Origin of the sequence: Parahaliea maris, from assembly GCF_008064665.1 — a bacterium.
Lineage (GTDB): Bacteria > Pseudomonadota > Gammaproteobacteria > Pseudomonadales > Halieaceae > Parahaliea > Parahaliea maris.
The window spans coordinates 644,905-668,985 of the sequence record NZ_VRZA01000001.1 but is presented as its reverse complement, the minus strand read 5'-3'; the positions used below and the strand labels follow the sequence as shown (position 1 = coordinate 668,985).

Sequence of the window (24,081 nt, the reverse complement as noted above, 5' to 3'; positions counted from 1 at the left end):
CCACGGCGTCTTGTCGTAGCCTTTCATTCTTTGGCTATATCAATTCCCTCTCAGATCTCATTTCTTGCAATAAAAAATCACCTCTGCTTCTGCGAAATTTATCCTAGGCAGTAATAGTCAGCGATATCTCACCTTGAGCTCACTTACAGGCCAGTCTTTCGGGTCTGAAGGGAAATTGCGCATGACCGCGACAAAATAGACAAACCGACTGGACGGTCGTGTTTTAATTGGCTACTATCCACCACAGTGCCAGTGTCTATTGAGACAGGAGTGAAGATCGTGATTGAGTTTTCGCAGAAATCCAGGCTGCTTCAGGAACAGCTGACAGCCTTTATGAATAAGCATATTTACCCCAATGAGGGTGTGTATATCGAGCAGCAACAAGCACTCGCAGACAAGTGGGACAGCCCGCCAGTGATGGATGAGCTGAAAGCGATTGCGAGGAATGAGGGTCTTTGGAATCTGTTTCTTCCAGAAAGTCAGGAAGGCGCCGGCCTTAGTAACTACGAATATTCGCCTTTGTGCGAAATCATGGGGCGCTCTCCGATTGGTCCGGAGGTGTTCAACTGCTCCGCTCCGGATACAGGAAATATCGAGGTGATCGAACGCTATGGCACCGAGGAGCATAAAAAACTATGGATGGAGCCGTTGCTTAACGGAGAAATCCGGTCCGCATTCGCGATGACAGAGCCAGATGTGGCATCGTCCGACGCGACCAATATAAATCTGCGCGCAGAGCGTGATGGTGACGAGTATGTCCTGAACGGCCGCAAATGGTGGACTTCAGGTGCTCTGGACAATCGCACCAGGATATTCATTACGATGTGCAAGACCAATCCAGAGGCGCCCCGTCACCAGCAGCACTCAATGATCCTTGTACCAAAGAATACACCGGGTGTCAGTGTATTGCGCTCACTGCGTGTGCTTGGATATGAGCATGCACCTTGCGGTCATGGTGAAGTGGAGTTCAAGGACGTTCGTGTTCCCGCTTCAAACGTCCTTCTGGGACCTGGTCGGGGTTTCGAGATTGCGCAAGGCAGGCTTGGCCCCGGTAGGATTCACCACTGTATGCGGATGATTGGTGTGGCCGAACGCGCTTTGGAGTCAATGATCGTGAGAGCGCGTAAACGTATAGCCTTTGGAAAGCCCCTCGCTGAGCAGGGAGTCGTGCGGGATGCTATCGCCAAGTCGCGCTGTGAGATTGACCAGGCACGCTTGTTGACACTCCATGCGGCACACCTGATGGATACGGTGGGCAATAAGGCTGCGCGTAGCGAAATAGCGATGATCAAGGTGGTTGCGCCCAGCATGGCACATAGGGTCCTCGACCGCGCCATCCAGGTACATGGTGGTGCTGGTGTTTGCCAGGATTTCGGTCTTGCAGATGCGTGGGCTTTGAGTCGTGCTGTACGGCTGATGGACGGACCAGACGAAGTGCATATGGATACGATCGCCAAGCTGGAGCTTCGGCGTGAGCTTTCGGAAAAACCCTGGTAGCTGGTGCCGACATGTCAGAAGCGATAGTAACGGACGTACGTACAGGTCATCATTTTAGTACGGAGAGACTGGAGTCCTATCTCGAACATCATCAGCAGGGTTTTACCGGACCACTGCGGATTCGTCAGTTTGAAGGCGGGCAGAGCAATCCAACTTTTCTCCTGGAATCGCCTTCGGGAAAATATGTCTTGCGCAAGCAACCCCCTGGCGAATTGCTGCCATCGGCTCACCAGGTGGACAGAGAATACCGTGTCATGTCTGCTTTGGCGCCAACCAATGTTCCGGTACCAGCTATGCGCTGTTTGTGTATGGACAAAGGCGTCATCGGTGCGAACTTCTACGTGATGGACTACGTGCCTAGCAGAATATTTGCGGACGCTTCCCTGCCGGGCGTCGAGCCCGAGCACAGAAAACTGATCTACTCCGAATTGGCACGAAATTTAGCTGCACTGCACTCTCTGGACCCCCGGTCTTTGGGTATTGGTGATTTTGGTCGCGCGGGGAATTATTTCTCACGCCAGATAAGCCGATGGGCTCGACAGTACCGGGCAACCGAAACCGAAACCATAACTTCGATGGACAAGTTGATTAACTGGTTGCCAGATAATGTGCCAGCCACTGAAAAGATGGCGGTCGTGCATGGCGACTACCGGATCGGTAACTGCCTCATAGACCCTATCGAGCCTGCAATAGCAGCCGTAATCGATTGGGAACTATCGACACTGGGAGACCCGCTTGCCGACCTGGGATACGTTTATCAAATGTATTACATCTCTACATTCGAATTTGGTCTTGGAGGTAAGAGCCTGGAGCAACTGGGAATACCGAGTCAGGAGGAGTTTATTTGGGAATACTGTCAGCATGCCGGTATTGATCGGGTTGACAACCTCCAATTTTCGGTTATCTATAATTTGTTCAGGCTCGCGGGAATCAGTCAGGGTGTCTATAAACGAGGTCTTGAAGGAAATGCGAGTTCTGAGATTGCTCTGACATTTCGAGAAGTAGTCAGGGATTACGCAGATACCGCGTGGAATATGGTGGAGGCGCTGTAATTGGAGCCTGGGAGAGAAGGTATGCCGGAGCGGGAGGCTCAACACGTTGGCTGTCGTAAGGTTGCAATTGTCACTGGAGCCGCGCGTGGTATCGGACGGTCGATAGCCGCCAAGCTAATTGAAGCGGGCTGCAAGCTTGTTATTACCGACCTGGACCGCGAGGAGGGTATAAAAGCGGCGAGAGCGTTGGAGGCGGATTTCTTCGCTCACGATGTCGCTGACGAAGACAGCTGGCGCTCCCTGATGTCCCACGTTTCATCCAGCTATGGTCGCCTGGACGTCCTGGTCAACAATGCAGGGATATACAGGTCGGGTAGCATCGAAGATGTCTCTCTAGAAGACTGGATGGTGCTTCAGAGTGTGAATGTCGCAGGTGTGTTTCTAGGTTGTAAGTTCGCCATTCCACTGATGAAGGCCTGCGGTGGAGTAATCATCAATATGTCATCTGGCGCAGCACTGCGGCCCAACTCTGGAGCGGCGTTGTATAGTGCAAGCAAGTCAGCTGTCTGGAATTTGACCCGGACTACCGCACTGCATTGCGCAGAGCAGGGCTATAACATTCGATGTAACTCTATTCATCCAGGTATGGTCGATACGGAAATGGTTGCTTCGATGGCCGTTGGAGAAGAAGCACTGCGAGAACTGTATACCAAGGGTGCTGCATTGCACCCCCTTCGACGGATGGCATCGGTAGAAGATATCGCGGCAGTGGCCGCATTTTTAGCGACGGACTCAGCGGAGTATCTTACGGGAGTCGCTTTGCCGGTGGATGGAGGCTACGCGATCAACTGATCGTGGCGCTATTCAGTCCTATGTGCCGGCCTTGATGGCGATCGCATTTCGCTATGTCGGTCCCGTGGTTGCTAAGTATGGTTTCCTATTAGCGAAAGTCTCATTTCCTCCCGAAAACATCATCGGGGAGCACTACTGGGCTCAGGGCCTTTTCGAGCCGGGCGCGCGTGAACTGATGCGCATAAAGGAATTTGGCGCACACCGCCGCGCATATCTACACTCCAATGTACTGTTTATGGATAAGCTCGCGGCGATGGAAACACGGGTCATGGCACTTGAGCTTCTCGAGTACAGGCACGTGGTGGAACTGGGAGTAGGGAAGTCCATCGTTGTTACGGGGGCGATTACCAAGCTTCTGGCATCTGAACTTCGCAAAGATATTTATGGAATGTCTTACCGCGTAGAAGGGAGGTCGTCTATCGAGTTTCACAACCTGTATTTGAATGCCGCTCTCCCAAGGGATGTCCGGGTAGCGACTTGAATTGGTCGCTGCTCCCAGATACTTGAATATGCGAGCCGAGTCGATTTATGGGGGCTCGAGCGAGGTAAAGCGAGAGATTATCGCAAAGGCCATCCTGGATCATCACCAGACACTTGATAACTCAGTATTCTTGGTGGGTGCCGGGTATACAAAGAGATTCCGTGGCCACTGCCTTGGTTAGTGACATTCGTTGGTAGTCAGCTTAGGTGACAGAAAGTAGAACCGAAGGAAGATATGGAACTATCGAGATCGTCGCTTGCTTCAGGTTCTGAGGCCATCCAGGTAGATCGCGCAAAGTGACTTGGCAACCTTCGTAACTGAATTCCTTTTTTCCCTTGGAAGCCATTTGTAGGTCCAGTTCATCATACCCATAAATCCCAGTGTGGCAAGGTGAGGATCACAGTTCTTGAAGGCGCCGGACTTTATACCATCCCTGATCACGCTGGTGGTGAGTCGCATGTACTCGTTGCGCTGGTCGCGAATTTCCAGTTTTTGAGCATCATCCAGCTCGTCGAAATGTTCAAAAAAAGCTCGTACATACCCCGGATGTTTTTTGATAAACGTCAACATATCCAACGCCATTCCTTCAAGCAGCTCGTCTGGCTGGAGGCCTTGGTCGACCCGTTCGAGATGCTTGTCAACAACGTTAGAAATAATTTCCTGGTGAATTGCATAAAGAATCTCAGTCTTGCTCCTGAAGTAATGGTAGAGCGTGGGCTTCCCGAGACCGACTTCGTCAGCAATCATCTGCATTGACGCTCGATGATAACCAACCTTCTCGAACATGCTTGCGCTGGCCTGAACAATTTCTTCTTTCCGATTAGATCGAGCCTTGGTTTTCTTCATTTGGGTTTCTTCCGGAAATACAAAAATAATCCAAGTATTCAATCACATTTCTTGTGGTTTCGAAATCCCGCTAAGAAGTGTTGGAGAAGCTATTGACTCGGGCCGGAAGATGGGGCAGTATCACTAAACCGAACGGGCGGTCGGTCTTCTGGGTAGGCTCCGGGATCGTGCCTGGGTTGCTCCAAAGTCCGGCGGAAAGATATAAATGACAATATATTTTCTTGGAGTTTTTATATGACTAAAGAAAACGATGTAATTCAGTATGAGCTGGCTGAAAATGGAATTTGCACCATATGGTTGAACCGGCCGCATAAGCGAAATTGTGTAAGCCCTCAGTTGTTGATGGAGTTGGAAGCCGCGGTAGATCGCGCAGCTAGCGACCCCAAAGCGCTTGTTGTAGTGTTTCGCGGTAGAGGAAATACCTTCTGTTCGGGTGCCGATCTTGATCAACTTGTAGGTCCTGTTCTCGGTGAATCCAAGACCTCGCTGCGACTTGCCGAGGATTCTGCCAGGACCTATGACAAAGTGTTCAATATGGGTAAGCCGACGATTGCCGCAGTAGAGGGGTATGCTGTCGCTGGAGGCTTTGAGTTGATGATTTCCTGTGATTTTTGTCTGGCAAGTGATGATGCCCAAATCGGCGACTTTCACATCCGCCGGGCTCTGTTTGGCGGCGCGGGCCCTATTTACCGCCTACCTCGCTACATTGGAATTCGTAAATCAAAGGAACTCATGCTTACGGGTAAGTTGCTGACCGGCAAGGAGTGTGTGGAATGGGATCTGGCCAATGCTTCCGCGCCAGCCGACGGGTTTGACGAGCTTATTCAGGAGTTCTGTGAACCCATGTTGAATTTGAGCCCATTTTGCATGTGGGCAACTAAAAAGGCGGTGAACCGTGGTTTGGACGCTGATACGGATTCTCTTATTACACTCGAAACCATGACTTGTAACGTGGTTCACCATTCCGAGGATGCGAAAGAAGGTGTGAGTGCGTTCCTTGAGAAGCGTAAGCCCGTCTGGACTGGCAAGTAAAATCGACCGACAGGTCGTTGGCGCTGTGTAATAGTCTGATTTTACTCTGTGGCTGAAGGTGAAATGATGAATGATGGAACCATCACCCGCGGTTTCCTGCAGCGCCTTGAATCCCTGGCGGGCTGTAACGCCATTATTGTCGGGGGCCATGGTGAGCTGGCGCGGGCCTTGGGGGCCGCGCTGGCGGACCGAGGTGCGAATGTGGTCTTCGCGGCACGTAAACAGACTGCTTGCGTCGATCTGGCGAGGGAAATATCCGATGTTTTTGGCGTGAAAACCGCCGGCGTAAGATGCGATATATCCGACGAGGCGAGTGTTTCGTCAATGGTCGACAATGTAGTAAATGACTTTGGCTCTATAGACATTCTCGTCAATAATGCGGGAGCATCCTGGTCGGGAGCGCCAGAGGACATTCCTCTAACGGGCTGGCAAAAGATTATTGACGTCAACCTCACCGGTGCGTTTGTTGCCGCCCGACAGGTAGCCCGTCACATGATTAAACAGGGTAAGGGTTCGATCTTATTTATCGCTTCTACGGGTGCATTTAGTTCGTTCACCCCAGATTTGGCACAAATTGTTCCGTATACCACTAGTAAAGCCGGTGTCGTACACCTGGCGAGGGATCTTGCGGCTCAATGGGCCGAAAAAGGTATACGAGTCAATGCGATTGCTCCCGGTCAGATTCGCTCAGGCCTGACTATGACAGTTCCTGAGGATCGGCTTGAGGTCGTACGGGAGGGTATCCCCATGAAGCGGCTCGGCAATCCCGAGGAGTTCGCAGGTGCTGTAGCGTACCTGGTATCTGACGCAGCCAGCTATGTTACCGGCCAGACCTTGATAATTGACGGCGGTTTGACCTTGTCCTGATAGCGCCAATATGCGCGCAGAACTTCGAGTATTCCTGGCGATAGCGCGTGTCCAATTGACAGCACTTTAATGAAATAAGAAAGAAGTAGAGGTTCAGTTGATGCGAGGAGTAAGTGTTACGAGTTACCGCGTGAGTGAGAGTCTTAGCGAAGAGTACTATCAGAAAGGCTATTGGTCGCAGGACGACTTTTGGACATCGTTCACAGCGGTGGCAGACCGTTTCCCCGGGAAGGTGGCATTGGTCGACCGGGAAAGCGAGGTCACCTTTGCCGAACTCAAATCGCGAGCGATGCAGTTCGCTGCCAGTGCCTCACAGGCTGGTCGCCAGCCCGGCGATATAGTGATCCTTCACGGCCGGCATTGTATCGAAGCTGTGGTGGCAATTCTCGGCTGTTCCCTCTTCGGCCTGGTTCCGGCTTTGTTGCCGGCAATGTTCTCTCAAGAGCAGATTAAAAGGATTATCTCTCATACAGGTGCTTCGTTGCTGTTTAGCTTTGGGGAAGAAAAGGAGCTTGAGCGCGCGCGTCTCGCGGTGCAGGGCGAGGAGGTTACCGTAGTGGTTCCCGACGATGCGCTGGCTGGCGGCGACGCATTATCGTGGACAAGATTCCTGCAATCCGGTCAGGGAATAGCGGCGCCACGCAGCGAGATGGATCCGGACGAATTGATGCTGCTGATTTATTCAAGTGGAACTACTGGAGCGCCCAAAGGCGTAATGCACTCCGCCAATTCTGCGCGCTTCTCCGTAATGGCCTATGCCGATATGCACCGGGTTACTGATCAGGATGTGGAGTTGGTCATTACGGCCTTTGGCTTTGTAGGAAGTTCACTATTAGGGTTCTATCTTACTCTTCTCAAAGGCTGCAAATCAGTTCTGATGCGGAACTGGTGTGCGGAGGAAGCTATAGCACTCATGGAACGCTATCAGGTTACACACTTCCTGCTCATGCCGACCCATGCGATAGACATACTCGCCTGTCCCGCTCTCGATACAATCAATAGCGACTGTGCGAGCCGTGCGGTAGTGGCGGGAGTAGCTCCTAATTACCGTATTGACGCCAGAAGCCGGCTTTGTGGAACCCCATTTCCTATGTACGGCATGTCTGAATCACCGGCGCATGTCACCGGTGGTATGACCGACGACTGGGATAACTTGTTGACGACGGAAGGGCGGAACTTGCCCGGCACAGATGTATTGATCTGTGACGAGAACGACAATCCAGTTGCAGTCGGGGAGCAGGGCGATATCCTGGTTCGCGGCCCAAATCGCTTTTTGGGTTATTACAGGGCAGATGACCTGAATGAGATGGCCATCTCGCCGGAGGGGTATTTTCGCACGGGCGACATCGGATTTTTTGACGAAAAGGGCTACATGACTTTTGTCAGTCGCAGCAAAGATATTATCCGCCGCGGTGGTGTAACGATTACACCAGCCGAAATTGAGACCGCTTTGAGGTCGCATCCGGATATCACTGACGTCGCGGTTATCGGGCTTCCAGATCCCCGATTGGGCGAGAAGGCTTGTGCCTGTGTGATTACTGCGAATTCGCATATTACGCTAGAAGACGTGACGGTATTTCTTCAGGAGAAAGGGTTGGCGCGTTATTTGTGGCCGGAGAGCCTTGAGATCTGTAATGAATTCCCCAGAACCCCGTCGTTGAAGGTTCAGAAGAATCAACTCAAGGAGCGTGTGCTGCAAGCACGCTCAGACAGTACCACAACGTCAAACCAACACAGCCAATGACTCCAGGTAGCCCAAATGCAGCAGGAATTTTTTAATTTATCGGATGAAACCATACTGGTCACCGGGGGCGGTACGGGATTGGGGAAGCAGCTGGCCAAGACCCTGGCTAGTGCTGGAGCAACCGTCTTCGTGTGCGCCCGTCGTCATGACAAACTGGAAGATACGGTAGAACAAATCCGCGAAAGTGGGGGAGTCGCTCATGCACTTCCACTCGACGTCACCGATTCAAGCAGTGTGATTGAATGCCTCAGAAACGCCAACGCAATCTCTCCGGTAACGGGGTTAGTTAACAACGCGGGTGTGGGGACTGACCTGCTTTTGAAAGACATGCCAGAAAATATGTGGGATATGGCTCTAAACACAAACCTTAAGGGGGCTTGGTTGTTGGCCCGTGAGTTAGTCAATGATCTGATTCGCCGAGAGCGTGTAGGATTTGTTATCAACATTTCCTCGGCACTCGCTACCAGTGTGCAAATGGGTACGGGCGCCTACGCTGCAGCCAAGGCGGGACTGAATCACCTGACGCAAGCCATGGCGTATGAATGGGCCCGGTACGGCGTGAGGGTAAATGCTGTAGCGCCCGGCTATTTCAGGACTGAACTGGCTACGGAGTTCCTGGAATCTGATTATGGAAAAAAACTTGAGAAACGTATCCCTCAGCGCCGGCTGGGAAATCCTGCAGATCTCGACGGTGTGATTCTGCTGCTCGCTTCGAAAGCGTCGAGCTACATGACGGGTTCGGTTATAACCGTTGATGGCGGTTTAACAATGTCAACCATTTAAATATCGAGTACCTCCAAATCGCGGTTTCGCTAAAAGCTTGAGGCGTAGAAATGACCGGAACATGGAAAAATCGCGCCATCGTGCTCGCCCGTAGACCAGTGGGTACACCGCAATGCGGCGATTTCAGGCTAGACAAACTTGCGTTACCCAAACCCGAAAAGAATCAGTTTGTTGTCCGTGTTCTGTACTGTTCTTTGGATCCCGCTATGCGGCGGTGGATGGACTATCGCAGCTATAGCGTTCAATTAACAATAGACAAACCGATTGCTTGTCTCGTCGTTGGCGAAGTTATGGAAAGCAGGTGCGAGGGCTTTCCAACCGGCCAATATGTTTGTGGTATGGGGGCTGTAGCGGATTACGTTGTCATGGAGCCCGGCGTGTTTACGCGCAGAATCGAAATTCAAGACGACATTCCACCGACTGCTTACCTCAACGCGTTGGGGCCTATCGGTTTGACTGCGTATAACGGATTGATTCATGTCGGTAAGCCAAATAAGGGCGACACGGTGCTGATTTCCGGGGCGGCGGGCGCAGTTGGGTCAATCGCTGGTCAGATTGCGAAGATCCGGGGGTGTCGAGTGGTTGGAATTGCTGGAGGTTCGGACAAATGTGACCTCTTACTGAATTTTTTCGGTTTTGATGGGGCGATAGATTACAGAGGGAAAGACGCCGACGAACTCGCTGCGGCGATAAGCAAAGTCTGTCCTGAAGGGGTGGATGTATTTTTTGATAATGTTGGAGGTGATGCTCTCGATGCCACCCTGGCAAATATCAATCAGCACGCCAGGCTCATAGAATGCGGAATGATCGCGCAATATAACAGCGTCGAGTTACCGCCTGGTCCCCGTAATATGTGGCAGGTGATAGCAAAAACTGCCACTATCCACGGTTTTTTGAACCGCTACTACAGTGACTTTTTTGAAGAGGCCTATACAAATCTTGAGCGCTGGTTCTTACACGGCCAAATAAGGGCTCGAGAACACATCGACGAAGGAATCGAGAATTTCCATCAATCCTTTACGCGTCTTTTTGAAGGTAGTAACCACGGAAAACTAATTCTGAAAATATAGCCAGAATTGTAGATAAGATTATCATGATCCCCACGTATAGAAGGGCTAACCGTTATTAAATAAGAACTACATCTTTCTCGTGTTGCCATTGATAATGGACACGTTCGAGGCTTCATAATCATTGGTCACGAATCAACTGTACTGATGTACTATGCAGCGTCGGATTTCAGTACTTCAGGACGAGAGCGGGCAATATCTTTTGGCAGGGGGTGTCCTTCCTTAAACATCAAAGTTCCTGCGACGAGCTACGAGCCAATTCGCTAGATCCAGTTCCGTCAGCCTTGAACGGGAAGTAAATGTCTTAAAGAGTTACCCTCACTCGTACCTTGAAATCAGTCAGCGGTACCCTCCGAATTCAGGCGACTTCGAACAATCCGGCGGCACCCATGCCTCCACCGACGCACATGGTGACAACGACATATTTTATCCCTCTTCGTTTACCTTCAAGTAGGGCATGACCTACCAGTCGCGAGCCCGTCATACCGTAAGGGTGGCCGATCGATATACCCCCGCCATTGACATTGAATAATGCCGGATCAATTCCTAACTGCTGCCGACAGTAGAGCGCCTGGCAGGCAAAGGCTTCATTAAGTTCCCACAATCCAATATCGTTTACCTTGAGTCCATGCTGTTTTAACAGCTTGGGTACGGCATAGATTGGACCAATGCCCATTTCTTCGGGTGCGCACCCCGCCACTGCAATGCCACGATAGACTCCCAATACGTCGATGTTGCGCTGCTGTGCGAGTTTGCGATCCATCAGTACACAAGCAGAAGCGCCGTCTGATAACTGACTGGCGTTTCCCGCTGTGATGGAGCCGCCCTGGACGATAGGGTCAAGCCGTTCCAGGCTTGCAAGCGTAGTGTCTATTCGGTTGCCTTCATCCTTTGTGATAGTCACTGGCTGGTAGGTTATTACTTTCGTCTCCTTGTCCATAACCGCCATCGTTGTATTGAATGGCACAATTTCATCATCAAAAACCCTGTTTTCCTGCGCTGCCGCTGTTCGTTGCTGAGAGCTCAGCGCATACTCGTCCTGGAGGTTTCGAGATAGGGCGTATTTTTTTGAAACATACTCAGCGGTGAGCAGCATTGGCATGTACGCATGCTCGTTGTGTTTGAGCACGTTTTCATCGACACCACTACTACCATTCCATTCGAAAAGCTTTTGCTGCACCTCGGAAATATTCTCCTGACCTCCGGCAACGGTCACTGACATGCCATCGACAATGATTTGTTTGGCAGCTGTAGCGATCGCCATTAAGCCGGATGAACACTGGCGATCTATGGTTTGACCGGGGACGCTACTGGGTAACCCTGCAGCCAGAGCGGAAGTGCGTCCTACGTTCATACCCGCACTGCCTGCGTTAAGGACGGAACCCACCACGACATCTTCGATTTCGCCGGGTTCAATGTCTGCTCTGGCCACCGCATGTTTTATGGCGTGGCCTAGCAACGTTGGCGATTTAGTGTTGTTGAACGATCCTTTGAACGCTTTTCCAATTGGCGTGCGCGCAGTTGAGACGATTACCGCTTCTTTCATATATAACTCCTGTGAGGAAAATACGGTGTGGGTCAGATATTCTGGGCTAAACGGCTATAGCGAATTGACGACATGTGCCGTCAGGTAATACGCGTACTCTTATCATGCGGGACTGCTGAAACCGAAAATGCCATAGCCTCACGCATTGTGGGTAGCTGCTTTTGGCATGAGCATTTGGTTAACAGAACCAAAATTTTATCGCCGGTGCGCAATTTGGCTAGCTCAGTCATTTGCCTCTCGGCAATTCTTGGTGAACATTTTTCAAACTTCGCTGCAAAAACAGACCGACCGGTCGGACTGAATATACCGAATTTTGTTATCCCTCGTCAACCGAGGAGTTTGCGAATATTCTCGAAAACAACCTTTAAGAAACCAATTAGAAGTGGATGCATTTTCTTTAACATGGTTGCAGGATTTTGCCTGCGATTGCCGCATGGGGAAGCAGATCTTCTGCTAACCAGAATAGATGTTGGGGAGAGTGGCAGACGGAAATTTTGCACCCCAGATGTGCCGGAACGAGGATTTGGGGTGGCTGTGCCGATGGGCCCGGGTAGTTAAAACGTCTGGATGAGGGCGCTAGGGTTTGACTGCTCAGCGTGGCCAAGCGCTTTTCAATATTTCGCGCATATCCAGGTATCGTCTACCCGACTCGCAAGGTGAGTGAGGCACCGCTGTACAGGGCCTTGCAAGCAACGGAGGCACTGTGTCCGGCGTAATGTCAGGGCAGCGCCCGCGCTTACATTGGTCAGTAGGCTCCGCGCAACATCCGGAGAGCTGGAAATCTGGAGAAGAATTTTAAACGCTTGCGTAATAAAAATAAGTTTTAACGCAGATATTGACAGGAGTGGCATTCAAATCTAGAGTTAAACACACCCGACCGGTCGGTTCGGTTGGGAGTGGTTCGCAACATGCGATGTAGCACTGAAACCACAATCGAACTCATATCTACAAACCGGCAAGGTATAATAAGAGGGAATTAAACAATGCGGCTATCTAAAGGGTATCGAAAAAGACTTGCTGCGGGAGTTTTCGGATCACTAGTGGCTAATGTTTGTCAAAGTACGTTAGCACAGAACCTGGATCCGGCTGACAAAAAAAGCCCATCCAAAACACTCGAAGAGATTATCGTTACTGCGCAAAAAAGAGCAGAAGATCTACAGGACGTTCCTATTTCGGTATCGGCCTTCACAGGTAGTGCGCTCCAAAATATGGGAATATCGGACACTCAAGAGTTACAAATGGTGACTCCAGGGGTAGTGTTTACAAATTTAGGGCCGACGGGGAGCCCATATATACGTGGTGTCGGTACACGTCTCGCAATTAACGGTTTGGATCCCAGCATAGCCACCTATATTCAGGATCGCTATTCCCCGAGAGTTTCAGCGAGCATCATGGGATTGGGTGCCGATGTTGAGAGGGTTGAAGTGCTGAAGGGACCACAAGGTACTTTGTATGGACGAAACGCGACTGGGGGTGCAGTTCGTATCATTCGAAAAGATGTAGTAGATGATCTTGAAGGCGATCTTAGAGCGAGTTATGGAAACTATAATGCAGTAGATATGGCGGGTACGGTAAATATCCCTGTGTCTTCGGATTTGGGTGTCCGCCTTTCGGGACTCTATAGCACTAGAGACGGCTACGTCGATAATCTCGCGCATGGCGTAATCCCTGGTGTGCTCGAGGAGTTTGACGACAGGGAACTTAACTCTGTTAGTGCCAGAGTACGTTGGAATATTAGTGATAGTATGACGGCAGATCTACTTGTCGATTATTGGACAAAAAATGATGCTGAAGGACTCCATCAAAATGCCTTGCCGCCAGTGGAACTTAATTTCGGAATTTCGAATTTTGGTGGTTTCACCGGCCGTAAACCTAGCGAGACAGCGACAGATCTCACGGATAAGTCAGATACTGAAGATCTTTCTGGACAACTCCGAATTGATGTAGATCTCGCTTCTCTGGACCTGGTCTCGATTACTACCTTTGACGACTTCAGTAATGACTGGTATGGAGAAGTCGATGGGAGTAGTGCCTCAGTCCTTACACCTGGGGATTTCCCTGAATCCTCGGAGACTTTCTCTCAGGAGATACAATTTATATCAGACCCTGCCAGTTCAATCGAGTGGATTGCAGGTGCCTTTCTTTATCGAGACGAACATACTTCAGAGGTTTTTGTTGATAGCTCAACCATTACCATCTCCCAGGGTAACCAGGAAATGGAGACAACAGCCTACGCGTTGTTCGGCCAGTTGACTTGGGATCTTAACGAAAATACAGCAATCACAATTGGTGGTCGCTATTCCTTCGAACATCGCAAAGTCAGTTTGGAGCAAACAAAGCGACCGGGATACTTCACGCCAGGAGTTCCATTCTATGCTGACAGTAGCTGGAATAAGTTTACTCCCAGGATCGTATTGGAGCATCATTTTGGAGAATCACTAATCTATGCATCGTATTCGCAGGGATTCAAAAGCGGTGGTTACAATTACCCGGCATCAACGACGCCAGAGAGTTTAGACCCAGAGACCCTGGATATGTACGAACTAGGATTGAAAGGCGACTTCTTGAATCACTCCTTACGCTTGGCAACTTCGATTTATTATTATGATTACAAAGATCTTCAAGTGACACGAGCCGCTTCAGGGACGATTGGTATTGTTACAACAGAAAACGCGGCTGATGCAAAACTTTATGGCCTGGATCTAGATGTCACATGGATCCCAACCAATTCACTGTCAATCGATTTTGGATTAAACCTTATCGATTCCGAATACAAAGACTATGATGCTAACGCTAAGGTCTTCCGTGAAACCATAGGTATTCCTGGGTTTGGGGCGATGGTGGATGTGCCGTATGACGCCAGTGGAGATTCCATGCTCAGAGCATCTGAGTTTTCCTACTACGTCAGTGCAAACTATGAGTTCAATCTGTCACATGGAACAGTACCGGTTGTCCTAACCTACTCATATAAAGATGATTTCCTTTTCGATTTTATAGCAGATCCCGCTGCTAAACACCTCCGCCAGGATGGCTACGGCCTTCTAAATGGTCGCGTAAGTTATTTGACTGAAGATGTACAGTGGCGATTTTCGATTTGGGGAAGAAATCTGACCGATGAAAAATACTTTGATGAAGTCGCAGCTAACGGTATGGGTATTCGTGGGAGTTACGCCTCGCCAAGAACCTATGGTGTAGAGGTCGAATACCAATTTTGATTTACAAATAGAGACTGTGAATGAGTTCTCGGAAGTCTATGCATATGTTGTGACATGCTGAATGCGAACCTCTGAATAGAAAATTGACCTATGTAAAGAAGATAAATAGCGTTTCTGTCTTCTTTTACATATTACCAGCGATTCGAGGTTCGACGATGTAAGTTGACAGTGGGAACTGGAACAACAAGGAATCTAATATGAAAATTGACACGCATCCAATTTACTTGTTCGGAATATATAGGTGGTCTGGAACTACACCAGAGCAATTTAAGGAACATTATTTGGCGCATCACGCCCCCAATATTGGAGCTAAGATACCAGGTGTACGATGGTATTACACGTTCCTGAATAAAAACCCCTCTGTGGCGCAGGAGGGGCCTCCGCGTCCTGACGCATTTGCGGTTATGTGCTTTGAATCAGAAAAAGCTCTGAGCAAGGCACCCAGCACACCAGAATGGGCTGAAGCAATAAGCGACAATATCGGATTTGTAAGCAATTTCGATACGTTTGAAGTGGAGCGTGTAACAATAATAGCTGAACCGCATTAGAGGATCCGATTGAGGGCACTGGAATGGAAGAAAATACTAGTATCCGAATAATTGTTGAAATGGAGATAAACAATGACGTGCCAGAAAAAAAACTGAAAGAATGCTTGAGTAAACTTTCAATGCATGCGATGGAGCGTAACCCTGAAACAATGGAATACAGTTATTTTATCAATCAGAATGAAAAGAAACTTGTTGTATTGGAGAGATATAGTTCGCCGAATGCAGTTATCGACCATCACAATAATAACGACAAGAAGTTAATTGAAAAACTAATGTCTTACGCCGTGGTCACTTCTATCAAAATATTGGGATCGGTATCTCAAGAATTGAAACAGATTGTAGAATCTTTTGGCGATATTGAAATATATCAGTATGTTGCGGGCTATTCGAGGTAGCGGGGGGGATGCCCCCCCACTGGTTTGAATGCGATAATTTCCTACCTACTCATCCGCGTAGAAGTGGATCGCTGTTCAGCTCGTCGCGCGGGGACTTGCCATTCAAAATAATACCCCTGATGTCTGACAGCCTGGGAAGCCACGATCTACTGCCTCGCGGTGCTATGGAGAACCGGATCAGGGATCAACCGATGGAGCTCTTCGCCGGCCGGCCTCCAGCCACCACTGGTGGCGTACCGTCTGAGCTTCTCATAATCCCTCCCGAGTGCTGCCCCAGCACGTTGATCAACAATGGCGGTTGAGGGAGGCGTGCCTGGATTTTGGGAATTCAAGTCAAATCACCTCTCTAACTGGCTGTTATCCACAGATCGAGAAAATCTCCGCGGAGACGCGGCCAGATAGGATCACTCGTGAAATATCCGGGCTAATAAGGGGCTACCTACAAAAACGACCAGGTCAAAAGGGTCCATACGGCGTAGAGCGGTCTGGTGTTATCCCGGTGATCAATGAGAATGATATAACTGCGGCCTGTCTTACACTAAATCAATTTCTACGAGGGCTTTCCCGCTGGTAGAGCCAGACATCAATCGACGGAATGCTGCCGGTGTCTGTGCAATCCCGGTGGTGATATCTTCTGATACAGTGATTTTTCCATCTGCTATCCAGGTGGCCAGTTGCTTTCTGGCCGCGGGAATTTCGTTATGGTAGTAATGTAAGAGAAACCCTTTCATAGTTAATTGTTTTGCTACAACTTGCCAAAGATTTGTAATTGGATTGGGATTATCGGTTCTGTTGTAGTCGGAAATCATGCCACAGCAGATAATCCGGCCCTGTATTTTCATCGTTGTTAGCATTGCGTCCAGGATGGGCCCGCCTACATTGTCGAAATAGACATCAACGTTTTCGGGAGCGAGTTCCAATACAGCAGAAGCAAGGTCTGGGCAGGTCTTATAGTTGATCGCAGCGTCCATACCCAGTTCGTTTACAATACTATTCGCTTTTTCATCGCTGCCAACGATTCCAATGACTTTGCAGCCTCTAAGTTTAGCTATCTGTCCTACCATACTTCCCGTTGCACCTGCCGCTGCGCTCACGACAACGGTCTGTCCCGAGGATATGTGGCCGATTTCATGAAGTCCTACATAGGCGGTAGTTCCTGATCCGCCTAGCGGTCCAACGTAGTAGGATAGAGGTGTATTCCCATGAATGGTAAGTTTCTCCAGTAGAATAGTGTTATCGTCACAAACGGAAAAGTCTTCCCATCGATTGAGTGCGAAGACAATATCGCCCTCATGAAAGTGTGCATTATTGGATGTAATCACACGGCCCACAGTCGGTCCTCTAACAACACCATTGATTGGGATGGGAGGAAAGTAAGCCTCCTTTCCCTCGAGCCAGCCCCGAATAGCCGGTTCAAGTGAAAAATAGAGATTCTGAATCAGGAATTCACCGTTAGCCAGGTCGGGTATACCACCCTCGATAATCGCAAAGTCACTTTCTTTTGGGATGCCTTGAACGTGAGACTTTAGAATAATCTGTCTGTTTCTTTGCATGGTCGACTGAGCCCTCGTAGGAACGATTTAGGAGGCAATGACCGACCGAACGGTCGATTAGTGTCTATAATTTCATTTGTTGAGAGGCCTGTCAAACTGTCAGTTAAAGAATGAAAGGTAAACATACCATCGAGATCACAGTTGCTTGCGCTGCTAGCGCTTGACGTGTGCATTGTACTGGGTCTAAAGTGGACCGCCTGTTCGGTCGAATTATTCGCAAGTGGAGAGCTGAGCTCGTTGTCATTCTCACATATTGCAGAAAAGCTAGAGCATGGTGTTAATCGATAACTTATAGTCGATGTCTCAACAATGCCGAAGACTGGGCTTGCGAAAAATTCATTATTAACAAGGCAACGGTAATACATACTGGGCAAAGCTATAACTAAAGCCATAACTATCGCCTTAGGTGAACGAAATGATCAGATTCTCGCTCAATCCTCCTTCCGCTATTGCTCTGACTACTTTCGTATTCATGTCCTTGAATACGTACTCAGCGGAAACGGGATTACTAACGGACGAAATCTATTCACCGCCGGTAAGGAATCAGCCTGATAAGTTTGTCTACTGGGGTGATACTCATGTACATACAAACCTTTCGGGGGATGCTTTTAGCCTCGGCAATGAAAGCCTGTCTACTGAAGATGCTTTCAGATTTGCCAGCGGAGAAGAGGTCACTTCAAGTTCAGGCCAGCGGGTGAAGCTGCAGCGACCCCTGGATTTCCTTGCAGTCTCAGACCATGCCGAATACCTGGGTGTTTTCGCCCTTGCTAAAGCAGAGTCACCCGCTCTAAAACAGTGGAGCATAGGAAAACGTTTGATAGATGTAATCAGCAACGGGAATAACAATGAGCTTTTACAGGAGTTTGCCAAAGTAACGTTAGGTGGCAAGCCTGAAAGCAGAATGCCAGATGAATTGCTGAGTTCAATCTGGGAGCAGGTGGCAAAGACATCCGATGCATTCAATCAGCCTGGAAAGTTTACCGCCTTTTCTGCTTATGAATGGACGGCAATGGTGACGGGAGATAATCTTCACCGTGTTGTACTGTTTAAAGATAGCGCTGAAACAGTGACTGGAAAATTGCCGTTATCAGCACTTGCCAGTCCGGATCCAGAATCACTTTGGAGCTATCTAGAAGCGTATGAAAAGTCAACGGGTGGCGAGGTACTTGCAATACCGCATAACGGAAATCTCAGTAACGGAAGAATGTTCTCGCCAATCAGATTGAACGGTACAGAGATTGATGCTGAATACGCTCGGAAAAGAGCCCGCTGGGAACCAGTAGTCGAGGTAACGCAAATGAAAGGAGACAGCGAAACGCATCCTTACTTGTCTCCGGATGACCCATTTGCCAATTTTGAGCGGTGGTGGGACAAGACTAACGTTGGGTTTACACGACCAAAAGAGCCCTGGATGCTGAAGTATGAATACGCACGCTCGGCATTACGAGAGGGGTTGCGGCACCAGAATGGAGTTGGTTCCAACCCGTTCAAGTTCGGAATGATAGGTAGTACTGACTCGCATACCTCCCTGTCGACAACAGGAGAAGACAATTACTTCGGAAAGTATGCAGAGGGTGAGCCAGGCCCGGGAAGAGCCGAAATGATTACAGGGGGGCACTATGGAAATGTTTGGTGGTTAGGGGCATCAGGTTTAGCGGCGGTCTGGGCGGAGCAGAACTCTAGAGAATCACTTTTTGAATCTATTAAACGCCGAGAGGTTTATGCCACTACCGGAACTAGAATTACTTTGCGATTTTTTGGCGGATGGTATTTCGAGGACGACGATATTAGTCGATCAAACTATGCACAAATTGGCTATGAAAAGGGGGTTCCAATGGGCGGTGATCTTGTAGCTCCAGATCCCGGCCAGGAACTGCAGTCTCCTCGTTTCCTCGTCATGGCACTGAAGGATCCGGACGGAGCCAACCTGGATCGAGTCCAAATCGTTAAAGGCTGGAGTAAAGGTGGCGAAACCTACGAGAAAATATACGATGTCGCTTTGTCGGATGAGCGGATTATTGATCCACTAACGCAGGAGGCACCTGTTGTCGGGAGTACTGTTGACCTTAAGCGTGCGCGTTACACGAATTCTATCGGCGCGGTGCAGTTGATGGCAGTATGGGAAGACCCTGAATTCAATGCGGAGGATTCTGCGTTTTATTATGTCCGTGTATTGGAAATACCGACGCCGCGCTGGACAGCTTATGATTCCGTCTTTTATAACCAACCCAAGAAAGCCGGGGTGCCTATGGTGATTCAGGAGCGCGCATATTCGTCACCCATATGGTACAAGCCCCCAGAATAGAACTTAAACTAATCAATTATCAAAAGCATTCGGGCATAGTGCCTTGTTCCTTCGACAATTGAGTGATGCCTGAAAGCTGCCCCCCTCCCCTGGCGTCAATATAATGAGTCATTGGTTCGCCTCTATATTGTCGTGTTTCTCACTTCCTGGGGTTTCTCGTCTTTAGGGTATTCTGGTGAAGGTGGCCCTCATTCAGGCGTGGTTGGTCTCGACGCATTTTATGTGTAAGCGTCCGGCAATCACACCTTGTTAGGCGACACCCATTTGTGTGGCAGCAGTTCAGCGATCGCACTGGCCTTTTTTGCGTTGCGGGCGTTGACTTTAAGCATGGTGCTTGCTAACTTTAAACCAAACCGACCGGGCGGTTCGCTTTCGGCCTCGGTGTGTTGATGTGGTCGAAAGTGCGCGACGGGAAAGCAGGGATGGCTGAAAGCCTCTATTTTCGGTCGTCGACAGTACGTTGTATTGATCCACCATACCTATCCGTCCTAAATAAAATGAGATCACTGATTAATGGAGATAGAGTAGCAATGTTGGAACGAGATTATTCCGGTTTCTATATTGACGGCCGATGGCAAGAACCCGATTCGCGAGCCTACCAAGATGTGATTTCACCTCACAGTGAGCAGGTTATCGGCCGCGTACCAAGCGCGTCCGAGAAGGATATCGATACGGCCGTCAGTGCAGCTCGGCAGGCGTTTTACAATACGGATTGGAAAACTCGGCCAGTTGCGGAGCGCGCTGAAATGTGTGAGCGACTTGCATCGCTTATAGCTGAGCGGCGACCAGAATTTCGCGATCTGATAATAGATGAACTGGGCTCGACCTGGTTTCTGGCAGATGTTTACCAGTCGACGGCACCTACCTTACATTGGAATTACCACGCCGCGGCCGGGCGTAGAACACGCTTTGCCGAATTAAGGGAATCCGACATGACTTCGCTTGCCGGAGGTGCTGGAGGAACCATTGTCAGATACGCTACCAAGAGTTTGGTATTCAAGGAGCCAGCGGGCGTAGTCGCTGTGCTATGCGCCTACAACTTTGCTTTGCCGTGTGTGGGGCAAAAGGCATGCCCTGCTCTTATGGCGGGTTGTACAATTGTGCTTAAAGTTCCGGAACAAAATCCCTTGGCGATTTTTGCCCTGGGGGACCTGATTTCCGAAGCTGGCTTTCCACCAGGTGTCATTAATATTGTCGCTGCAGGCGCTGAGTCTTCACAATATCTGGTTGAACACCCCGGAGTAGATATGGTGAGTTTTACGGGGTCTACAGCAGTAGGAAAGCGGATTGGCCAGTCCTGCGCGGAACGAATAAGGCCGTGCGTTTTAGAGCTGGGTGGTAAGTCTGCTGCCATTATTCTCGATGATGTGGATTTGGATAAGATAATTCCTACGCTCGTTGGAATCAGTGTCGGTACTAGCAGTGGCCAGAGTTGCGTATGTATGAGTCGATTGATAGTGCCCAGGACCTGCTATGAAGAGTTGGCTGAGAAATTAGCGAGCAGTTTTGGTGCTCTAAAAGTGGGAGACCCCCATGATCCTGATACCGCAATCGGACCTTTGATTTCCCGGCAGCAGCGCGACCATGTCATCCGTTTACTCGATGAAGGAATCGCAGAGGGGGCTGTTGTACGAGCCGGTGGCAAGATTCCGGACCACATGAAGCAAGGATGGTACTTTGAGCCCACACTACTCACTGACGTTACGAGCGATATGTCAGTTTCACAAGAGGAATTTTTCGGTCCAGTGGTTGTAATGATTCCTTACGATGACGAAGAGGAGGCTATCCGAATTGCGAATGATAGCAAGTACGGGTTAGCCGGTTGTGTTTTTACCAGTGATACTTCGCACGGTTTTGAAATCGCAAAGCGTATCCGTACCGGCGTATTCTCTGTTAACACCTTTGCAGCCGACTTCAATTCCCCGTTCGGTGGATTTAAGCATTCCGGTATCGGTCGTGAACACGGTCCTTATGCGATCGAGGAATATCTGCAGTATCGAACAATATCGATCGAACCAGACGAAGAAATGCCTGCAGAGGTGATAAATGGCATCGAATGGCAAGAACCGCCATTTTAGCTTCCTGTTAACCTGACAGTGAATCGTTGTCTTTGTAGATGAGTAGGTGATCATGAACGGTATTCCCAACAATAATTCCGATCGAAACATTCAACTCGTATACGAATATCTTGAGGCGCTGAATTGCTGGGATTTCGATAGGTTGACTGAACTGACAACTGAGGACGTGGTATTTGAGGTTCCATTTCGCCCCGTGGGCTTTGAGCGCACTACCAGTGGTCGGGCGAATTACATAGCCTTACTGATTCAGGCGTCTACCGTGATGATTGATGGGTCGGAGAATCTGTACGATATAGAGGTGGACACTCTGTCGAGTAACCCGGACGAATTATTGGCCTCATACCGGAGCGCAATGAAGCTCCGCTCTGGTGCTGACTATAGAAACGAATATCTTGCGCGATTCTCAGTGCGCGATGGCAAGGTTTGCCGGTTTGTCGAGTACACCGATCCGATCCTTTTGTTTACCGCCATGGGCGGAAAGGTCGATAGCGTCGCGAACCTGACTCAGCCCGAACTGTTACCCCAATCATTACATACAACAGTCTCATGACAGTAAGAGTTCGGGGCATCTGATGTACTACGCAGGACTATTTTTACAGAATTCAAACAAGAAGCCGCCAGTCTGCCAATGGTAGCAGCCCCGGGTTCGACGCCGGTGAAGAGCAGCAACTACCACTGGGCGCTGCTCGAATTCAGCGGCTGGAGTCTCGGGCTGCTGATCGACCTCTGACAGAGGGAGTTCCGCTCATCTGCGCGGCGCTTCCATCGGGGGGTAGCCGCGCCGTTCACGCAGCCAGTTGATGCCCTTGAGCACGCCGGTTCTCTGGGCGATATGCCGTTCCAGCCGGTACTTGCCGGGGAAGTTCATCAGGGCCACGCCGGCCAGCAGGGTCAGCAGTCCCTGCCCGGGCGTGAACAGCAACACCACACCCAGCAGGGCCAGTGCCAGGCCCAGGCAGTTTTTCAGCACGATCAGCACCAGGTTCAGCAGCGGGTAGGGCGTGATCCGGTGCCACGCCTGGCGCCGGGGGCGATTGAAGTAGTCGGCCGGTAGCAGGGTGACGGCCCAGGGGAGGGTGATAAGGGTGCCGACCAGTGCCAGCAGGGAGGCCGCGCTGACCCACAGCAGAATGGCTTCCCAGTGGCTTTGCAGGAATTCCAGCACTAGGCCAGTTTCACTCTGAAGCGTGGCGGGATGGTCACTGTTCGGAGCTTCCCGCCACAGCCGTGTCAGTGCGCGGCGAGCATGCCCCAGTCGGAGGCCGGGTTCACCGCCAGTCGCACATTGTCGATGAGTCGGGTCTTGCCGAGCCGGGCCGCGGCCAGGATGGCAATTTCCTCGGTGTTCTCATCCACCGCGCGCAGGGTGCGGGCGTCGCGAATGGCAAAGTAATCGGGCTCGAAACCGGCCTGCAGTAACTGCATGCGGGCGTGGGATTCAAGTTGCAGGAAGTTGTCGAAACCGCAGGCAATGGCCTCGCGGCAGCCCGTCAGGGTGGCGTGGATCACCGGGGCGATCCGGCGCTGCTCGGCTGTCAGGTAGCCGTTGCGAGAGCTCTTGGCGAGGCCGTCCTCGTCCCGGGCGGTTGCCACACCCTCGATGTGGATGGGCATGCACAGGTCCTGCACCATCTTGCGGACGATGGAGAGCTGCTGGAAATCCTTCTCGCCGAACACGGCAACATCCGGCTGCACCATGTTGAACAGCTTGTTGACGATGGTGGTCACGCCGTTGAAGTGGCCGGGGCGGCTGCTGCCGCAAAGGGTCTCGGAGAGGTCCGGCACCTGCACCTGGGTGTGCTTGTGCATGCCCTCGGGGTAAATCTCTTCCACGGTAGGGGCGTACAGGGCCTGTACGCCTTCGCTGAACAGCTTTTCCTTGTCGGCGGCCATGGTGCGGGGGTAGGCGTCGAGGTCTTCGTTGGCGCCGAACTGCAGCGGATTGACGAAGATACTGACCACGACGACATCACACAGCGCCCTGGCTCGTCGGACCAGATCGAGGTGACCTTCGTGGAGATTCCCCATGGTGGGTACGAAGGCAATGGATTGGCCCTGCCGGCGGCAGTCGGCCAGTGCGGTGCGCAGTGCTGTGCAGCTGGTATAAGTTCGCATATCTACCATATCCCTCGATGTGGAATGGGTGACGCTAAACCGATCGTCAGTCAGTTGTCCGTTGCGTCAGCCGATCTTGCTGGCTGGCGGGTGAGGCAGTATGCCCCAAGCGTTTGTTACGGGCAACGGGTTTTGCTGAAAAATCGACCACCGGGTGTTACCAAA

At 50.5% G+C, this 24,081-nt stretch carries 20 protein-coding genes; 15 read left to right on the top strand and 5 right to left on the bottom strand.

Annotation, left to right across the window (positions count from 1 at the left end):
- The first annotated feature begins 279 nt into the window (after window positions 1-279).
- The 4 genes from FV139_RS02965 to FV139_RS02950 are packed head-to-tail and all read left to right on the top strand — an operon-like array spanning window position 280 to window position 3,822.
- Window positions 280-1,497, top strand: coding sequence for an acyl-CoA dehydrogenase family protein (locus tag FV139_RS02965; RefSeq protein ID WP_328592269.1), 1,218 nt, complete (start codon window positions 280-282; stop codon window positions 1,495-1,497).
- 11 nt (window positions 1,498-1,508) lie between these two features.
- Window positions 1,509-2,549 carry a phosphotransferase family protein gene (locus FV139_RS02960; protein ID WP_148066733.1) on the top strand — a complete coding sequence of 347 codons (1,041 nt, stop codon included), beginning with the start codon at window positions 1,509-1,511 and terminating at the stop codon, window positions 2,547-2,549.
- 21 nt (window positions 2,550-2,570) lie between these two features.
- Window positions 2,571-3,341: an SDR family NAD(P)-dependent oxidoreductase gene (locus FV139_RS02955; protein WP_148066732.1), complete on the top strand. Its 771-nt coding sequence runs from the start codon at window positions 2,571-2,573 to the stop codon at window positions 3,339-3,341.
- 34 nt (window positions 3,342-3,375) lie between these two features.
- Window positions 3,376-3,822 (top strand): hypothetical protein, encoded by a 447-nt coding sequence (locus FV139_RS02950; RefSeq protein WP_148066731.1) that lies wholly within the window; start codon window positions 3,376-3,378, stop codon window positions 3,820-3,822.
- Between the two features lie 261 nt (window positions 3,823-4,083).
- Here FV139_RS02950 and FV139_RS02940 read toward each other — a convergent pair whose 3' ends face one another.
- Window positions 4,084-4,668 (bottom strand): TetR/AcrR family transcriptional regulator, encoded by a 585-nt coding sequence (locus FV139_RS02940; RefSeq protein WP_148066729.1) that lies wholly within the window; start codon window positions 4,666-4,668, stop codon window positions 4,084-4,086.
- Window positions 4,669-4,902: 234 nt separating this feature from the next.
- Here FV139_RS02940 and FV139_RS02935 point away from each other — a divergent pair, with 234 nt between their 5' ends.
- From FV139_RS02935 to FV139_RS02915, 5 genes are all read left to right on the top strand, one after another.
- A complete protein-coding gene (locus tag FV139_RS02935; protein WP_148066728.1) occupies window positions 4,903-5,700 on the top strand; it encodes an enoyl-CoA hydratase/isomerase family protein in 798 nt (265 codons plus the stop codon).
- A 48-nt stretch (window positions 5,701-5,748) separates the two neighbouring features.
- On the top strand, window positions 5,749-6,567 hold the full coding sequence (locus FV139_RS02930) for an SDR family NAD(P)-dependent oxidoreductase (RefSeq protein WP_213004004.1): 819 nt from the start codon (window positions 5,749-5,751) through the stop codon (window positions 6,565-6,567).
- A 130-nt stretch (window positions 6,568-6,697) separates the two neighbouring features.
- Window positions 6,698-8,311 carry a class I adenylate-forming enzyme family protein gene (locus FV139_RS02925; protein ID WP_187276371.1) on the top strand — a complete coding sequence of 538 codons (1,614 nt, stop codon included), beginning with the start codon at window positions 6,698-6,700 and terminating at the stop codon, window positions 8,309-8,311.
- Between the two features lie 15 nt (window positions 8,312-8,326).
- Complete coding sequence (locus tag FV139_RS02920) at window positions 8,327-9,094, top strand: SDR family NAD(P)-dependent oxidoreductase (RefSeq protein WP_148066726.1); 768 nt, start codon at window positions 8,327-8,329, stop codon at window positions 9,092-9,094.
- 50 nt (window positions 9,095-9,144) lie between these two features.
- On the top strand, window positions 9,145-10,164 hold the full coding sequence (locus FV139_RS02915; protein WP_148066725.1) for an NADP-dependent oxidoreductase: 1,020 nt from the start codon (window positions 9,145-9,147) through the stop codon (window positions 10,162-10,164).
- Between the two features lie 355 nt (window positions 10,165-10,519).
- Here the strand turns inward: FV139_RS02915 and FV139_RS02910 are convergent, their stop codons facing one another.
- Window positions 10,520-11,707, bottom strand: coding sequence for an acetyl-CoA C-acyltransferase (locus FV139_RS02910; protein WP_148066724.1), 1,188 nt, complete (start codon window positions 11,705-11,707; stop codon window positions 10,520-10,522).
- A gap of 983 nt (window positions 11,708-12,690) precedes the next feature.
- On the opposite strand from FV139_RS02910, the gene FV139_RS02905 reads away from it, so the two are divergent.
- The 3 genes from FV139_RS02905 to FV139_RS02895 all read left to right on the top strand — a co-directional run bounded on the left by FV139_RS02905 (window position 12,691) and on the right by FV139_RS02895 (window position 15,865).
- Window positions 12,691-14,922 carry a TonB-dependent receptor gene (locus tag FV139_RS02905; protein ID WP_148066723.1) on the top strand — a complete coding sequence of 744 codons (2,232 nt, stop codon included), beginning with the start codon at window positions 12,691-12,693 and terminating at the stop codon, window positions 14,920-14,922.
- 197 nt (window positions 14,923-15,119) lie between these two features.
- Window positions 15,120-15,470, top strand: a complete 351-nt coding sequence (locus FV139_RS02900) for an EthD domain-containing protein (protein ID WP_148066722.1) — start codon at window positions 15,120-15,122, stop codon at window positions 15,468-15,470.
- Between the two features lie 23 nt (window positions 15,471-15,493).
- Window positions 15,494-15,865 (top strand): hypothetical protein, encoded by a 372-nt coding sequence (locus tag FV139_RS02895; RefSeq protein ID WP_148066721.1) that lies wholly within the window; start codon window positions 15,494-15,496, stop codon window positions 15,863-15,865.
- A 533-nt stretch (window positions 15,866-16,398) separates the two neighbouring features.
- Here FV139_RS02895 and FV139_RS02890 read toward each other — a convergent pair.
- The gene (locus tag FV139_RS02890) at window positions 16,399-17,418 is read right to left on the bottom strand and encodes an MDR family NADP-dependent oxidoreductase (protein WP_148066720.1); all 1,020 of its coding nucleotides are present in this window, start codon (window positions 17,416-17,418) and stop codon (window positions 16,399-16,401) included.
- A 415-nt stretch (window positions 17,419-17,833) separates the two neighbouring features.
- Here FV139_RS02890 and FV139_RS02885 point away from each other — a divergent pair, with 415 nt between their 5' ends.
- From FV139_RS02885 to FV139_RS02875, 3 genes are all read left to right on the top strand, one after another.
- The gene (locus FV139_RS02885; protein ID WP_235898503.1) at window positions 17,834-19,723 is read left to right on the top strand and encodes a DUF3604 domain-containing protein; all 1,890 of its coding nucleotides are present in this window, start codon (window positions 17,834-17,836) and stop codon (window positions 19,721-19,723) included.
- A gap of 422 nt (window positions 19,724-20,145) precedes the next feature.
- Window positions 20,146-21,801, top strand: a complete 1,656-nt coding sequence (locus FV139_RS02880; protein WP_213004003.1) for an aldehyde dehydrogenase — start codon at window positions 20,146-20,148, stop codon at window positions 21,799-21,801.
- Window positions 21,802-21,853: 52 nt separating this feature from the next.
- Window positions 21,854-22,351 (top strand): nuclear transport factor 2 family protein, encoded by a 498-nt coding sequence (locus FV139_RS02875; RefSeq protein WP_148066719.1) that lies wholly within the window; start codon window positions 21,854-21,856, stop codon window positions 22,349-22,351.
- Between the two features lie 195 nt (window positions 22,352-22,546).
- Here the strand turns inward: FV139_RS02875 and FV139_RS02870 are convergent, their stop codons facing one another.
- Entirely contained in the window at window positions 22,547-22,966 is a 420-nt protein-coding gene (locus FV139_RS02870; protein WP_213004002.1) for a PGPGW domain-containing protein, read from the bottom strand.
- A 65-nt stretch (window positions 22,967-23,031) separates the two neighbouring features.
- Window positions 23,032-23,916 (bottom strand): pantoate--beta-alanine ligase, encoded by an 885-nt coding sequence (gene panC, locus FV139_RS02865; protein ID WP_148066718.1) that lies wholly within the window; start codon window positions 23,914-23,916, stop codon window positions 23,032-23,034.
- Between the last annotated feature and the right edge of the window lie 165 nt (window positions 23,917-24,081).